Below are 14,199 nucleotides of genomic sequence, written 5' to 3' on the forward strand. Positions count from 1 at the left end.
AAGCGAACCCTACGCTGGACCTATTTGCCACTCCGCACAAGAACTGCAAGCGCTGCTATCGCTTGGGACGCTGGCCTGGCGATCAACCACACAATCCCAAACCAGCGCCCAGCAGCTACCCTCTACCCCCTGCTGGTGTCATACGCCCGCTGACGATCTCCGTAGGACTTCGTGGCGGCCTTGCACAGGTAGCTGGCTCGATAGAACAGCGCGGGTAGTTCATCCTCATCGTCAGGATGAACATCCCGGTCGATTCGGTACTCAGCATGCTCCGGGATATGCACCAGCCCCCTCACCTGCTTGTCAGATATCCGCAGCACACTCGCCCAAGACGCCTCCATCCTGCTGATCATGTTCACTCGCTCTGAATCCAAACGCCCTACCGTGTAATAGGCATCTCGGTTGAGCAGGATCAACAGGTGATAGTGCGGCCTCCCGGATTCACCCATCTCCCTCGCCCATACGTATCGGACATTACAGCCGCGGGGATACCTGCCGCGCTCACGCAACCTGTCCTGGTCGTACCGGATTTTCCTCGTGAAGGATTCGAAGAATCTGCTGATGACTTGATTCGTACAGACGTAGTCAGGCAGGTCCTTTTCCTGGGGTAGCCTGAGATCCACCCTGAATGCCAACACCCTGGGATACTCAGAAAGCGCCGAGTCGATGGTGCGCTTGAGATCGGAAAGGTATTCCCGGATGAAGGGCCCCTTGTCGACCATCACGGGTAAGTTTTTGTAGATCTCGTCGTAGTGCAGGTGGAGGTTATTGTTACCGGGATGACGAGCTGGCTTGTTGGTACCACTGAGCTTCAGCATGGCTATGAGCCTCGTTGGTGAGTTTCATAGCCAGTGCTGTGCTGTGTGATTTTCTACTGCGACTGCTTCCCTAAATAGTCATCTGGTCAGGGGAATATCTACACATGACGACGTGTACCGGATCTCTCATGCTGCATTGAGGACTGTGAGGTAGACGACGGATGCAAGGGATCAGTGAAGGAGATTCGTAGGAGAGCGTTGCTTAAGCGGTGGAAGTAAGTAGTAGAGCCATTGAGTGAGTAGTGGAAAGCATACTACCCGCACCGCACATGACATCTCCCCCAGGCAAGGAGGAATCCCACCTCAACCTCCTTGCCACAGAAGCATTTTTGCTGAAAACAGCATTCCGGAAATAAACCAGGCCAAAGTCCGTGCTTAGAACCCCTGGATTCGACCGGGACGGTGGGAGACAGCACCGCCCGGTGTCTCAGGATTGCCTATAGCCCACGGGCTACGCGGCATAATCGCCATGACCAGCCGCAGCCGGTCATGGCGTGAAACTCGTTTTAGCTAGCCATTCTCAGAGTGCTAATGGTTTGGACTACATGACCCTCTGCCAAATCTCGCTCTTCGATGCGGGCCAGGATCCAATCCTGCACTTCACTCTCCACCCAACCAACACAACGGTCGCCCAGCGGAACGGGTTTAGGGAAAGTCCCTTCTGCGATGTGCTTGTAGATGGTCGATCGAGCTAGCCCGGTGGATTCGATAACTTCTTTTAGGCGAATGATCCTCATGAACGGGTCTCCTCGTGGTTCGTTCAGAGGATTCCCTTGCCCAGTGAAGCGCTACAGCTATGACCCTAAATCACCGATTGATCAGTCTTCCAGCGAATTAGAAACATATTCCATTTGCTATAGGGAAGTATCCAGACACACTCATTCCTCCCTTTCTTGTCGATGTGATACTCTGCAATGTAGCGATTAGCTAAATAAATAACCCATTCTGCCAAATCCTTACAAAGCGACTCAAAATCCACCCCATCTGCCTTGTTAGGTGAGTCAGCTCGCAGAGTAGACATTATCAACTCACCGACCGACTTCTTATCTTCCAGATATATCTCCCACCTCAACGTAGATAGAGCAATCGAGATAAATCGGTGCGTCATAAGCCAAACACCAAGTATAGACTCACGAGAGACACCGAACCCTCCTTGCTTATACAGATTTCCCGCAGCACTCGAAAAGTGATCCCCTTCCACGCTAAAAACCTTGACGATCAGCGGCTTCTTAGTACACGGCAGTAAACTATCACTCAAAATGAAACTACTTTCACCTTGCCGCCAGGAAATCTTGCAGAAGCAAATCCTGGCGCGTGAAACTGCACCAATTCGTATTCCATTAGAACTGCTAGGCGATTGCGTACCCTAATAGCATTAAACCCAGTCATCCTTTGCAAATCTGATCTACTAACATCCACCACCAGCCCCACCTCATTGGCATGGTCTAGCAGAACAGCTAGCAGGAGTCGATTGCATGCGCTTGGGAGATTTTTTCTCAAAATACTGTCGATTTTCCTTCCTGTCCAAAACGGTTCAGTCGTTTTCTGAGAGACACCACACGCTTGTTCAGCCCCTAAAAACAGCTCATCAAACAACGGTGAAAAAGGGGTCTCTAAACTATTCAAATCATTCCGAATCTCACCATTCACTTCGTAGGTAATTGCTGGCCGCCCTCTTCGCTCAGTCACTGCGGATAGCCGGATCAGCAGCCCAGCACTCACCAAGTCATCCACTCCCACTGAAACGAAGTTCTTCGTCAGTCTCAGCCTCCTAGCCAAGTCATTTTTCTTGCCATTCCATATCTCCCCCAGCACGGCCATGCGAAGCACTGCCTCAAGCAAGAACCTAGCCTCCGGCCCTGTGCCCAGAAGTCGTCCCTCCAGCCCCCCATTCCGAATGTAAAGCCCTGAATCTGCCATAGCCATCACAATAAAATCCCTGTTTTCATACCTATAAAAATAACACAACATTACGTAACGAAAACAGTAACGTGACTGTTTCATTTTTATCGTGACGTAACGACAAAACCAAAATACAATAAAAAAATCTATATAGTTAAAATAATTATATTCATCCCAATACAAACAACATTAATCACATAACCACAAAATGATAAAGAAACTTAAGTTACTAAGAGCCAGAGATCATGACTGGGCAATAAATTATTTACTATCGAATATAGAAGACCGACAGATCGCTAGAAATCTCCGGGAATCGAATAGAGATCATTTATCCATAAAGAATGCCATTGACTCACTGGAAGAGACGGCCGACGGACGCCTCCTGATATCTAGAATGCAGAACGCACTAAGACAGAGAAGGAGTAGAGACTCCAAAAAACACAATGAATCACTAATCTTCATACTTCCCCAAGAAACCGTTAACCAGATAAAAAAAATCGCAAAGAGGGAAAACATTACAGAAACAGATGCAATAGCAATTTCCGTCATGGAATTTAGTGAGACAACAGAGTTTCACAGCCAACAAATCAAAAAGATACGAGCAATAGAAGAACAAAGAAACATAGAACTCAAAGAGAACATACGTAGCTACAAAAAAAGACTCGACACAGCATTCATAATCCTAGAGCAGCACATCAGACAATTATTAAATAAAGAAATAATAACATGCAAAGCGCTGCCAAGTTCCGAGGAAATGGAAAAACTCGAAGAGGAAGTCAATAAGGAATTAGATAAAAAAATGCACGCTGCCAAAAAATATATCGAAGCATCAGGAGTGATATATGGGAGATACGGGGAAGATGAAAGATACTAATCAAGCAAGGCAAATTTAATAGCATATATCTACCCGCCAGCGGCCTATTGATAGAGCGAGAGTCATGCTTGCCATATGGCTGATGAAACAACTATGCGCTCAATCAAGCTCTTCCAGTTCAGCGCGAGAAATACACACTTGGTTTGGCGCCTCGACAGAAAGCCGAACCCTACTACGCCCAGAGGACTCAACACGCAAGGTAATACCGTCACGTAAGAGCAGCCGAAGGAGTTTTTCAGTATCGACACCTGGATCGATAGTCAGACGGATTTCTTCGCCAGGACGGCGCATAAGAGTCAGCTTGCCCATGCTCGAAGTTCCTTTTCGATGGGAGGGACGTTCCAGTCGGTGTAGAACATAGCACCAACGAAGCAGGGTAAAGCCAAGAAGCGCAGAAAACGTGAAAAGCTTGGCGTATCCTTGGAGGCCCCTCACAGCCTGCTCGCTCACATGGGACACCTACCGGCCTTCAAGTCGAGCTGCGGGATTGCTTCGGCAGACAGCGAAGGGGGGCTCTAGCCCAAAGCTCGGCACGAAGGCAAAGCTGGTTCGCTGAGAGGCCCTAGGGACGCCTTTGTGCCCCCAGATAACGGTATTCCATATGGTATTCCAAAAATAATTCTAACCCGAATTACTTCTTATAAATCAAAAACTTACACAATCAATTCAGATTACCCCGGCCACCAAATCAGAACAGCATAAGTCATTGATTTTCCTAGAGAAAATCAGGGGCTTTTGCTTTCCAGCCCCATCGAATGCCCCGAGAGTGTCACACCTGCCAACGGACTTAGTTTCACTGCTTCCGCCAGATGCTCTGGAGCCAAGTGTGCGTAGCGCATGGTCATAGCCAGGCTGGAGTGCCCCAGGATTTTCAGCAGGGTGAGGACGTTCCCGCCGTTCTGAGATGAAGTGGCTGGCGAAGGTGGCCGTAGGGCATGCCCTGGTCTGTTCGGTCTTGCTGTAGATGCACAGCTGCACGCCACCATCCGCTGGTATGCCCGAACATGGTTATCGAGCCGCGCTGCCGAATACCAGTCGCGGATGGCAGCACAACCGGCAGGCGGACCTAGGCTATCGCTCTTGCTCAAACACCCTACGGAATGTGAGCGCCTTATCCCTTGAATCCCTTGGCCACCAGATAGACCTCCCTCGACCGCGGCCGCGACGCCTCTGGCTTGCGTATCACCACCTTCTCGAACGAGGTGCGAACGTCCTTCAGGTATTCGTCGGAGCCTTCGCCCTGGAACACCTTGGCCACGAAGTTGCCATTGGGCTTGAGCACCTGCCGGACCATGTCGAGGACGAGTTCGACCAGGTACATCGAGGAGGCCTGGTCGGCGGCGGCAACGCCGCTGATATTGGGGGCGATGTCGGAGATGATCAGGTCGGGCTGATTGCCGTCGAGCGTGTCGAGAATCTGCTGGAACACGCCGTCGTCGGTGAAGTCGCCCTGGATGAAGTCGACGTTGTCCAGCGGGTCCATCGGCAGGATGTCGCTGGCGATGACCCGTCCCTTCTCGCCCACGATCCTGCCGGCCACCTGCGACCAGCCGCCGGGGGCAGAGCCCAGGTCCATGACCAGCATGCCGGGGCGCATCAGCTTGTCCTTCTCGTTCAGCTCCATCAGCTTGTAGCTGGCGCGGGAGCGCAGGCCGTCCTTCTGCGCCCGTTTGACGTAGGGGTCGTTGACGTGTTCGTTCAGCCAGCGGCTGCTGCTTTTGGAGCGTTTCATGTAAGAGCCAGGGGACATCCAAGGTGGGAGGCGGACCAGCGCGGTGAACGCTGGACGCGAAATGGCAGCGATTATAAGCCGATAACACCGCGCAGGCTGTATCCGCCGGGCAGGCGTGCGCGCAACGCCCCGTCGCCCCCGCGAAGGCGGGGACCCAGGGACGCTATGTCCTGACCTGCGCATGGATTCCAGGCTGCGCGGGAATGACGGGATTTCCTAGGTCTTTCACCCGATTGCCCCAGGCGCGCGTCGGGCCAGCCTGACAGGCCCCAGGGCGGCGGGTACAATTCACGCCTTCCCCCTCTCAGTTGCTTCCTTTGCCGGATTCACCGGCCAGGATTACCGCCATGATTCGCATCAACGAACTGTCCCTGCCCCTCGATCACTCCGCCGACGAATTGCGCAAAGCCATCGTCAAGCGCCTGGGTATCGGCGACGCCGATCTGCTGAACTTCACCGTCTTCAAGCGCAGCTACGATGCCCGCAAGAAGAACAGCGTCATCCTGTTCATCTACATCATCGATCTGGAGGCCCGCGACGAGGCGGCCATCCTGGCGCGCTTCGCCGATGACCACAATGTGCGCCCAGCCCCGGACACCCGCTACTACCCCGTGGGGCAGGCGCCCGCCGATCTGAGCGAGCGGCCCCTGATCGTGGGCTTTGGCCCCTGCGGGCTGTTCGCGGCACTGTTGCTCGCACAGATGGGCTTCAAGCCCATCGTGCTGGAGCGCGGCAAGGATGTGCGCAGCCGCACCAAGGACACCTGGGCCCTGTGGCGCAAGAAGGTCCTGACCCCGGAATCCAACGTACAGTTCGGCGAGGGCGGTGCCGGCCTGTTCTCGGATGGCAAGCTCTACAGCCAGATCAAGGACCCCAAGTTCTACGCCCGCAAGGTGGTGCATGAGTTCGTCCGCGCCGGCGCGCCGGAAGAGATCATGTACGTGAGCAAACCGCACATCGGCACCTTCCGCCTCACCGGTGTGGTCGCCGCCATGCGCGAGGAAATCATCGCCCTCGGCGGCGAGGTACGCTTCGAGAGCAAGGTGACCGACCTGCTGATCGACGAAGGCCAGCTCGAAGGCGTGGTGCTGGCCAGTGGCGAAACCCTCCGCAGCCGCCATGTCGTGCTCGCGCTGGGCCACAGCTCCCGCGATACCTTCCGCATGCTGCACCGCCAGGGCGTGTTCATGGAGGCCAAGCCCTTCGCCGTGGGCTTCCGTATCGAACACCCGCAAGGCCTGATCGACGAGGCCCGGCTGGGCAAATACGCCGGCCATCCGGAACTCGGCGCCGCCGACTACAAGCTGGTGCATCACGCCAGGAATGGTCGCGCCGTCTACAGCTTCTGCATGTGCCCCGGCGGCACGGTGGTGGCGGCCACGTCCGAGCCGGAGCGCGTCGTGACCAACGGCATGAGCCAGTACTCGCGCAACGAACGCAACGCCAATGCCGGCATCGTCGTGGGCATCAACCCCGAGCAGGACTTCCCGGGCGGCCCGCTGGCCGGCGTGGAGTTCCAGGAGCGCCTCGAATCGCGCGCCTACCAGCTGGGCGGCAGCGACTACTGCGCGCCCGCGCAACTGGTCGGCGACTTCATCCGCGGCGTGCCGTCAAGCGAGTTCGGCGAGGTGGAGCCCTCCTACAAGCCCGGCGTGCGCCTGGGCGATCTCGCGCCCTCGCTGCCGGAGTACGCGATCGAGGCCATCCGCGAGGCGCTGCCGGCATTCGGCAAGCAGATACGCGGTTTCGACCGCGACGATGCGGTGCTCACCGGCATCGAAACCCGCACCTCTTCCCCTGTGCGCATCACCCGCGATCACGAGACCCTGCAGAGCCTCAACCTACGCGGCCTGTACCCGGCCGGCGAGGGTGCCGGCTATGCGGGCGGCATCCTGTCGGCGGGCGTGGACGGCATCAAGGTCGCCGAGGCGGTGGCCAGGTCGCTTCTGTCCGCGGAAACGCAGAGCGACCGGGCACCGCACTGATGAAACTCGACGACATCAAGAAGCTTCACCAGAAGAAGTACCGGGCCGAGTTCGGACATTTTCTGGTGGAGGGCGAGCACCTGTTGCTGGAACTGCAGAAAGCGGCCCTGAAGAATCCGCTGCTGCAGCGCAGCCAGCTGTATGTGACCGCCGCCTACGAGCACTGGCAGAGCCCGCTCAAGACCCACGTGATCAGCGACCGGCAGATGGCGCAGATCGCCGACACCCAGACCCCGCAGGGCATCATCGCCCTGGTGCCGATGCCGGTGACGGCCGCGCCGGCTCCCGCAGCCAACGAGCGCGCCATCTACCTGCACGAAATCCAGGACCCTGGCAATCTCGGCACCATCCTGCGTACCCTGGCCTGGTTCGGCAATTTTCGCTGCCTGCTCAGCCCCGGCAGCGTCGATCCGTACAACCCCAAGGTCGTGCGCTCCAGCATGGGCGCCATCTTCCACGCGCCCATGGAGCTGGATGTGGAACTGGACACCCTGCGTACGCGCTTCGAGCGCATCGCCTGCCTGGACATGAATGGCGACAGCCTGCAGTCCCCCGGCTTCAGGGCGTCAGATTGCTATCTGTTCGGCAACGAAGCGCGCGGCGTACCCCGCGAGCAGCTGTCCGCCCTAGGTGCCCGGCCCTTCACGATCCCCGGGTGTGGCACCATCGAATCGCTGAACCTGGCCTCGACGGTCAATATGTGCGCCTACGAGTTGAACAGATAGCGGATCGACCGGGACATACGCCCCGATGGCTTCTGCTCCAGCGGGTTGGCACAAACTGTCTGGACCACGGCGCGCCCATCAATGGACCAAGGGCACGCTGACGAAGCTGCAATGCCACACCGCCCAACTGCCGCCACAACAGTGGACGGCCCCTGACTGATGTAAGGTGAGTCGGGCCGACGCCGATCCGTATTCACGAATTGTGCTGAAAAGGATGGCGCTTTCCTGGAAATGACCTACACCTGATAGCAAGGAAGAACGGTAGCGATCGACAGGAGTCGACATGCAGCATCCCTCGCGTCCCCCCGCACACCATCCTCACTCTCTCCCTTTCCCTCATCCCGGGCAGATCGCCGGGGCCTGAGCGCATTGGTTCGTCCGGCGCTGCCGAGGAGGTAAACCACCCACCACCCAGTTCACCCGTGAAGCCGGTCTCGGCCAGAACCGAGCCCCCAGAAAAATAAAAAGGAGACCCTGCGCCCACGGGCACGTGCCCGAACGATGCCAGGCGTTCTACCTATCAAGGAGATGATCGACATGAAGCACCATGGAAAGCCTGCTGCACTGGCCGTGACGGCCACCCTGTTCAGCGTCGTGGCCCAGGCCGGAACCTACCCCGACTATGGCTACGCACCGCCGGACGACTACAAGGGCCCCTCCTTCGTCCTCAGCCAGGACTACCCCACCACGCCACCCAAGGACACGCTGCCCGAGTTCTTCAAGCAGCTGCCGGAAAAGCCTGACAACAACTTCGAGACCTGGCGCGCCTATATGGACGCCGTGAAGGACTACTGCCTGGAAGGCAACGTCGAGGCCGACTGGTACGTGCAGAACAACAAGGTGCGGCCGTGGTACCACATGCCCTGGCAGCACTACGGCCCGCTGGGGCGCGAAGGCATCCACGGGCTGACCAAGGAAGCGCAGATCCAGGTCAAGCAGCTGGCGCCCGAACAGACCGAAACCGGCCAGACCTATGCGGTGGGCATCTACAACGACATCGGCGCCTATACCATCGGCCAGGTCTGGAAGGACCCGCAGAACCCCGATCCGAGCTACACCTCCAAGCCCAACAGCTTCGCCAACGGCACCGTGGTGTGCAAGGCGCTGTTCGCCGACATCGACCGCAGCACGGTGCCATTCCTGGCCAACCCTGTGCTGTGGCAGGGCTACATCACCGAGACCTTCGCGTCCGCCAACCGCGAGGTGAAGGACGTCGCCCTGATCCAGATGGACATCGCCGTGCGCGACACCCGCATCAGCGAGACCGGCTGGATCTTCGGCACCTTCCAGTACAACGGCGCCAAGACCGGCAAGGCCGGCTGGGACAACCTGGTGCCGGTGGGGATCATGTGGGGTAACGATCCGGAGGTCACCAGCAACGAATTCACCAACCCGGAGCCGACGGTCACCAAGATCAACACCGCACTGCAACAGACCGCCATCAATGCCGACACCCAGGAACTGCCGCCGACCCACCTGGGCTGGAACGGTCGCCTCAACGGGCCGGTGGACAACCCCAACAGCTCCTGCCTGAGCTGCCACATGACCGCCGAATCGCCGCAGACCGCGATCATGAATCCGCTGTTCCAGGCGGACCCGCCGGCAGTGGGCTCGCCTGAATGGATGAAGTGGTTCCAGAACATCCCGGCAGGCCATGCGTTCACCCCGGGTACCCGGAGCACGGACTACAGCCTCCAGATGTCGGGCGGGCTGGTGAACTTCTATCAATGGAAATGCGACATGAGCGGCATCTACGCGGACGGCGTGAACGCCTGTCGGAAAGCCGCCGGCATGAAGCTGAAGATGGCGCTGCCCGGCAATGCGGAACCGCAGGAAATACAGCGCGTGATCCGCGACCCGAGCCTAGAACAGCTGCTGGAGTGACCTGTGACAACCTCCGGGTATCCACTGCCCGGAGGTTGGCTCATGCCATCAACCGCGAGGCAGCTCGATACGCAAGGTGCTTGGCCGCTCATCGACGAACGCGACGGTCCCGTTCGCGTTTTCCACGATACGGCGGACGATGGCCAGCCCCAGCCCGGTGCCACCGCTGCTCTGCCGACCTTTGCGGAAACGCTGGAACATCGCCTCCTGATCCTCCTTCGGCACGCCCCGGCCCTGGTCGCCCACTTCCAGAATCACCGAGTCCTTCTCCTGCCATAGCGTCAGGCGCACATCGCCTGCGCCGTGGACCAGTGCGTTCTCCAGCAGGTTGGTCAGTGCGTCGCGCAACTCGTCGGTGTTGCCGCGACAGAGCAGACCATCCTCGATCTCGACTTCGATGGTGCGTTGCTGCGCCTCGAACAGGGGCAGCAGTGCCGCGACGGCTTCCCGGGCCATGCGTGAAACCTTGGCCACACGCGGGGCGCCGCCCTGCTCCGCCGAGGCGCCATCCTGGCGCGCCAGTTCGAGCAACTGGGTGACCAGGCGACGCATCTGGCGCATTTCCTGTTCGAGAGCCGGCCAGTCGGGATTCTGGCTATCCCTGGCATCCTGCAGGCGCAGGTCGAGCACGGTCAGCGGCGTGCGTAGCTCATGGGCCGCATCGGCGACGAAACGGCGCTCGGCGGCATAGGCGGCCGCCAGTCGGTCCAGCGCGGAATTGGCCGCCTCGGCCAGCGGGTGGATCTCTCCGGGCAGGTCGGCCAGCGGGATGCGGCGGGCGGGATGGCGCGGCCCGATGCCTTTTGCCAGCTGTGCCGCACGGCGCACCGGACGCAGCGTCCAGTGCAGCAGCCAGAGGATCAGCGATACCGAAACCAGCCCCAGCGGCAGCATGATCACCAGGCTCTGGCGCAGCCGATCGAGCAGCAGGTCATCGATCGTCGAGCGCTCCTGGGCATCATTGCGGGTGACCATCAGGATCGTGCCGTCAGCGAGGCGCACCGGCACATTGATCACCTCTCCCCCGAAGGGACTCCAGCGCCACCAGCTGCTTTCACGTTCGAGCATGACGGTGCGCAAGCGCCGGGGCCTGTCCAGGTTCTCGGAAAACCACAGCACCTTGCCGTCCGCCGAATAGAGCGTGTAGCCCAGCTCTCCTCCGGCGTAGTTGCGTGGCAGGCGCTGCATATCTTCCGCGCCCTGCACGTCCTCGCTGACCGCCCTCGCCTGGATGGCCAATACGGCCCGGCGCAACTCGTCGCGGGTGCCGTAGAGGTGCACGGCCAGGTTGGCGAAGCCCAGGACGAACACCAGCAGCAGCGCGACCAGCATGCGCCCGCGCAGGCTGCGCCGTACCGAGCGACCGCTTCCCGTCAGCTTGTCGTCAGCAAGCGGTGGCATAGTCGCCGCCCACAAAAATGAGATTACTTATCATTTGTATTATTTTCATGGGGGAGTCTGCTACTCATGCATCACGTCAATCGCTCACACCGTTTCCGCCCGCTGGCCCTGGCTCTGGCGACCGCCGCTCTGCCGACGCTCACCCTGGCCGAAGACACCGCCGAAGGGCTCAGCCTCAACGATATCGTGGTCACCGCATCGGGCTACGAGCAGCAGTTGATCGAGGCGCCGGCATCGATCACCGTGATCGGCAAGGAACAACTGGAGGGCAAATACTACCGTGACGTGACCGACGCCCTGCAAGACATTCCCGGGGTCTCCATCGAAGGCGGCGCCGGCGGCAAGCTGGAAAGCACCTCGATCAACATCCGCGGTCTCGGCGAGCAGTACACCCTGTTCATGGTCAACGGCAAACCGCTGGGGGCTTCCGGCGAGGCCTACTACAACGGCTTCGGCAGCGCGACCCAGTTCGGCTGGCTGCCACCGATGTCCGCCATCGAACGCATCGAGGTGATCCGCGGGCCGATGTCCTCGCTCTACGGCTCCAGCGCCCTGGCCGGGGTCATCAACATCATCACCAAGAAGGCCACCGCCCGCGAATGGTCCGGCACCGTCAGCTACGACAGGCTGCTGCACGAGGACGGCGACGCCGGCAGTGCCAACCAGGCGCGCTACTACCTGAGCGGCCCGCTGGTGCAGGAACACCTGGCGCTGAGCGTGTACGGCTCGCGTCATCACCGGGACGAGGACGAGATCGTCGGCGGCTATCCGGAAAAGACCGCCATCGACAACACGGTGCTGCTCGACATCGTCGTCAACGACATGCACAGCTTCCAGCTCGAAGCGGGTCGCAACGAGAGCGACAACGAGCGCACCGAGAAAAGCGGCGCGGCGGGCGACATGGACAATGTCCGCACCCACTACGGCATCACCCATGACCTGGACTGGGGCGACAATATCCGCACCACCACCTTCGCCACCACGGCCAAGGAAGAGATCGAGAACGGCAGCTCCGAATCGACCTATTCCAACGATCTGATCAACAGCAAGACCGTCATCCCCCTAGAGCGCCACACGATCACCGTGGGCGGCGAGTACAAGTGGGAAACCATCGAGCACGACCAGGGCCGCTTCTACGGCGCGGACATGGAGCTGGAGCGCTGGCAGCGCGCCCTGTTCGTCGAGGACGAGTACTACCTCACCGACGCCTTCTCGCTGACAGCCGGCCTGCGCTACGACGAGAACGAACACTACGGCGAGGAAATCATTCCACGCCTATACGGCGTCTATCGCTTCAGCGACGAGTGGGTGCTCAAGGGCGGGGTCAGCGGCGGCTACAAGGCGCCCTCGCTCAAGCAGGCCGACAGCAGCATCGTCGAGAACGCGGGGCGTGGCCGCTCCTATGACATGGGCAACAGCGATCTCAAGCCCGAGAGCAGCATCAACTACGAGCTGGGCCTGATGTGGGACGCCGTGAACGGCATCCGCTCCGGCGCGACGGTGTTCTTCACCGAGTTCGAGGACAAGATCGACAAGCGCCTGTACTGCACCAGCCCGGCCTCGGCGCCGACCTGCACGGTCAACGGCATCGCTCCCCGGCAGACCATCAACCAGTACGTCAACCAGGACGCCGCCGAACTCAGTGGCGTGGAGCTTTTCTTCAACATGCCGCTTGGCGAGAGGGTGGACCTGAAGACCAACTACACCTTCTCCGACAGCGAGATCACCGAATCGGAAGCGTCGCCGGACGACATCGGCAAACCGTTCAACAACCTGCCCAAGCACATGTTCAACGTCGGCCTGGACTGGCGCGCGACGGACAGCCTGAACCTGTGGACCAAGGCCCGCTACAAGAGCGAGACCGTCTCCGACGAAGACCTCGAGCAGCGCCCGGCCTATACCCTGGTCGATCTCGGCGGGCTGTACCGGGTGAACAAGCACCTGGATGTCTACGCCGGCCTGTACAACGTGTTCGACAAGGACATTTCCAGCGAGGACTACGGCAAGACGCTGGACGGTCGGCGCCTGAACGTGGGCGTATCGCTCAGCTTCTGAGGGGGTCAGGCCGAACTCGGCGCCAACCTGTAGCCGAGCCCGCGCAGGGTTTCGATGCCGCTGTCGGCGCCGGCTTCCGCCAGCTTGCGCCGCAGCCGCGACACCAGCGCCTCGATCGCATTCGGCGTGACCGCTTCGCTGAGTGCGTAGACCCGCTCCTCGAGCTGATCCTTGATCACCACCCGGGGCGCGCTGCGCAGGAGTTCTTCGAGCAGGGCCATCTCGCGCTTCGACAGCAGCAGCGGGCGCTGATCGACGTGGGCGTCGCGGCTTTCCTGGCAGAAGCTCAGGTTGCCCAGCTGCAGGCGGCGCTCGGCGCGCTGCCCGGGTCGGCGCAGCACCGCGCGCAGACGGGCTTCTAGCTCCGCCATTTCGAAGGGCTTGAGTAGGTAGTCGTCCGCGCCGGCATCCAGTCCGGCGATACGCTGCTCCAGCGCATCGCAGGCCGTGAGGATGATGCAGGGCAGGTCAGCGTTGCGGGTGGATGAACGTGCGGAAAGCAGCGCCAGGCCATCCATGTCGGGCAGACCGAGATCGAGCAGCATCGCGTCGTAGCGGCTGAGCGCGAGCATCGCCAGCGCCTGCTTGCCGTGCTCCGCGACATCGACCACGAAACCGCTGCGCTGCAAGTGCTTCAGCAGCAGATCCCGCAATGAAGGGTGGTCCTCGACGACAAGCAACTTCATGACATTTACCGCGCGCACGTCAGCCTTGGGTCAGCCAGGGCTGGGATAGTTGAACCTGAACACCATATCAAATTACTACGATTAGCATTTCGAATAGATACCATGTGGATACCACGCTCCCTCTCATCGTCCCGGCG

12 protein-coding genes and 1 pseudogene are annotated in these 14,199 nt (G+C 59.5%); 5 read left to right on the top strand and 8 right to left on the bottom strand.

What is annotated here, in order from left to right; translation table 11 throughout:
- Positions 1-122: 122 nt before the first annotated feature.
- The 3 genes from N5D30_RS22915 to N5D30_RS22925 form a co-directional block, all read right to left on the bottom strand.
- Complete coding sequence (locus tag N5D30_RS22915; protein ID WP_279910832.1) at positions 123-818, bottom strand: inovirus Gp2 family protein; 696 nt, start codon at positions 816-818, stop codon at positions 123-125.
- Positions 819-1,324: 506 nt separating this feature from the next.
- Positions 1,325-1,555, bottom strand: a complete 231-nt coding sequence (locus N5D30_RS22920; RefSeq protein WP_279910833.1) for an AlpA family transcriptional regulator — start codon at positions 1,553-1,555, stop codon at positions 1,325-1,327.
- Between the two features lie 517 nt (positions 1,556-2,072).
- Positions 2,073-2,660 (bottom strand): hypothetical protein, encoded by a 588-nt coding sequence (locus N5D30_RS22925; protein WP_279910834.1) that lies wholly within the window; start codon positions 2,658-2,660, stop codon positions 2,073-2,075.
- 454 nt (positions 2,661-3,114) lie between these two features.
- Here N5D30_RS22925 and N5D30_RS22930 point away from each other — a divergent pair, with 454 nt between their 5' ends.
- Positions 3,115-3,594, top strand: coding sequence for a hypothetical protein (locus N5D30_RS22930; protein ID WP_279910835.1), 480 nt, complete (start codon positions 3,115-3,117; stop codon positions 3,592-3,594).
- A gap of 99 nt (positions 3,595-3,693) precedes the next feature.
- Here N5D30_RS22930 and N5D30_RS22935 read toward each other — a convergent pair whose 3' ends face one another.
- The 3 genes and pseudogenes from N5D30_RS22935 to rlmE all read right to left on the bottom strand — a co-directional run bounded on the left by N5D30_RS22935 (position 3,694) and on the right by rlmE (position 5,326).
- A complete protein-coding gene (locus N5D30_RS22935; protein WP_279910836.1) occupies positions 3,694-3,903 on the bottom strand; it encodes a carbon storage regulator in 210 nt (69 codons plus the stop codon).
- Between the two features lie 416 nt (positions 3,904-4,319).
- Positions 4,320-4,493: pseudogene (locus tag N5D30_RS22940) on the bottom strand (integrase); the annotation flags it as partial.
- A 212-nt stretch (positions 4,494-4,705) separates the two neighbouring features.
- On the bottom strand, positions 4,706-5,326 hold the full coding sequence (gene rlmE / locus N5D30_RS22945; protein WP_279910837.1) for a 23S rRNA (uridine(2552)-2'-O)-methyltransferase RlmE: 621 nt from the start codon (positions 5,324-5,326) through the stop codon (positions 4,706-4,708).
- A gap of 347 nt (positions 5,327-5,673) precedes the next feature.
- Here rlmE and N5D30_RS22950 point away from each other — a divergent pair, with 347 nt between their 5' ends.
- The 3 genes from N5D30_RS22950 (at position 5,674) to N5D30_RS22960 (ending at position 9,920) form a co-directional block, all read left to right on the top strand.
- Positions 5,674-7,311, top strand: coding sequence for an NAD(P)/FAD-dependent oxidoreductase (locus N5D30_RS22950; RefSeq protein ID WP_279910838.1), 1,638 nt, complete (start codon positions 5,674-5,676; stop codon positions 7,309-7,311).
- A complete protein-coding gene (locus tag N5D30_RS22955) occupies positions 7,311-8,036 on the top strand; it encodes an RNA methyltransferase (protein WP_279910839.1) in 726 nt (241 codons plus the stop codon). Before N5D30_RS22950 ends, N5D30_RS22955 begins: the two co-directional genes overlap by 1 nt.
- 537 nt (positions 8,037-8,573) lie before the next feature.
- Positions 8,574-9,920, top strand: a complete 1,347-nt coding sequence (locus tag N5D30_RS22960; RefSeq protein ID WP_279910840.1) for a hypothetical protein — start codon at positions 8,574-8,576, stop codon at positions 9,918-9,920.
- Positions 9,921-9,968: 48 nt separating this feature from the next.
- Here N5D30_RS22960 and N5D30_RS22965 read toward each other — a convergent pair whose 3' ends face one another.
- On the bottom strand, positions 9,969-11,321 hold the full coding sequence (locus N5D30_RS22965; RefSeq protein WP_279910841.1) for a HAMP domain-containing sensor histidine kinase: 1,353 nt from the start codon (positions 11,319-11,321) through the stop codon (positions 9,969-9,971).
- 66 nt (positions 11,322-11,387) lie between these two features.
- On the opposite strand from N5D30_RS22965, the gene N5D30_RS22970 reads away from it, so the two are divergent.
- Complete coding sequence (locus tag N5D30_RS22970; RefSeq protein ID WP_279910842.1) at positions 11,388-13,376, top strand: TonB-dependent receptor; 1,989 nt, start codon at positions 11,388-11,390, stop codon at positions 13,374-13,376.
- Positions 13,377-13,381: 5 nt separating this feature from the next.
- Here N5D30_RS22970 and N5D30_RS22975 read toward each other — a convergent pair whose 3' ends face one another.
- On the bottom strand, positions 13,382-14,062 hold the full coding sequence (locus tag N5D30_RS22975; RefSeq protein ID WP_279910843.1) for a response regulator transcription factor: 681 nt from the start codon (positions 14,060-14,062) through the stop codon (positions 13,382-13,384).
- Positions 14,063-14,199: the final 137 nt, after the last annotated feature.

Origin of the sequence: Pseudomonas sp. GD03875, assembly GCF_029840585.1 — a bacterium.
GTDB classification, from domain to species: domain Bacteria; phylum Pseudomonadota; class Gammaproteobacteria; order Pseudomonadales; family Pseudomonadaceae; genus Aquipseudomonas; species Aquipseudomonas paralcaligenes.

Bases quoted from the DNA above. Each gene is read 5' to 3' on its own strand.
- N5D30_RS22915 (WP_279910832.1), bottom strand. From the start codon at position 818: ATGCTGAAGCTCAGTGGTACCAACAAGCCAGCTCGTCATCCCGGTAAC.
- N5D30_RS22920 (WP_279910833.1), bottom strand. From the start codon at position 1,555: ATGAGGATCATTCGCCTAAAAGAAGTTATCGAATCCACCGGGCTAGCT.
- N5D30_RS22930 (WP_279910835.1), top strand. From the start codon at position 3,115: ATGCAGAACGCACTAAGACAGAGAAGGAGTAGAGACTCCAAAAAACAC.
- N5D30_RS22935 (WP_279910836.1), bottom strand. From the start codon at position 3,903: ATGGGCAAGCTGACTCTTATGCGCCGTCCTGGCGAAGAAATCCGTCTG.
- rlmE (WP_279910837.1), bottom strand. From the start codon at position 5,326: ATGAAACGCTCCAAAAGCAGCAGCCGCTGGCTGAACGAACACGTCAAC.
- N5D30_RS22950 (WP_279910838.1), top strand. From the start codon at position 5,674: ATGATTCGCATCAACGAACTGTCCCTGCCCCTCGATCACTCCGCCGAC.
- N5D30_RS22955 (WP_279910839.1), top strand. From the start codon at position 7,311: ATGAAACTCGACGACATCAAGAAGCTTCACCAGAAGAAGTACCGGGCC.
- N5D30_RS22960 (WP_279910840.1), top strand. From the start codon at position 8,574: ATGAAGCACCATGGAAAGCCTGCTGCACTGGCCGTGACGGCCACCCTG.
- N5D30_RS22965 (WP_279910841.1), bottom strand. From the start codon at position 11,321: ATGCCACCGCTTGCTGACGACAAGCTGACGGGAAGCGGTCGCTCGGTA.
- N5D30_RS22970 (WP_279910842.1), top strand. From the start codon at position 11,388: ATGCATCACGTCAATCGCTCACACCGTTTCCGCCCGCTGGCCCTGGCT.
- N5D30_RS22975 (WP_279910843.1), bottom strand. From the start codon at position 14,062: ATGAAGTTGCTTGTCGTCGAGGACCACCCTTCATTGCGGGATCTGCTG.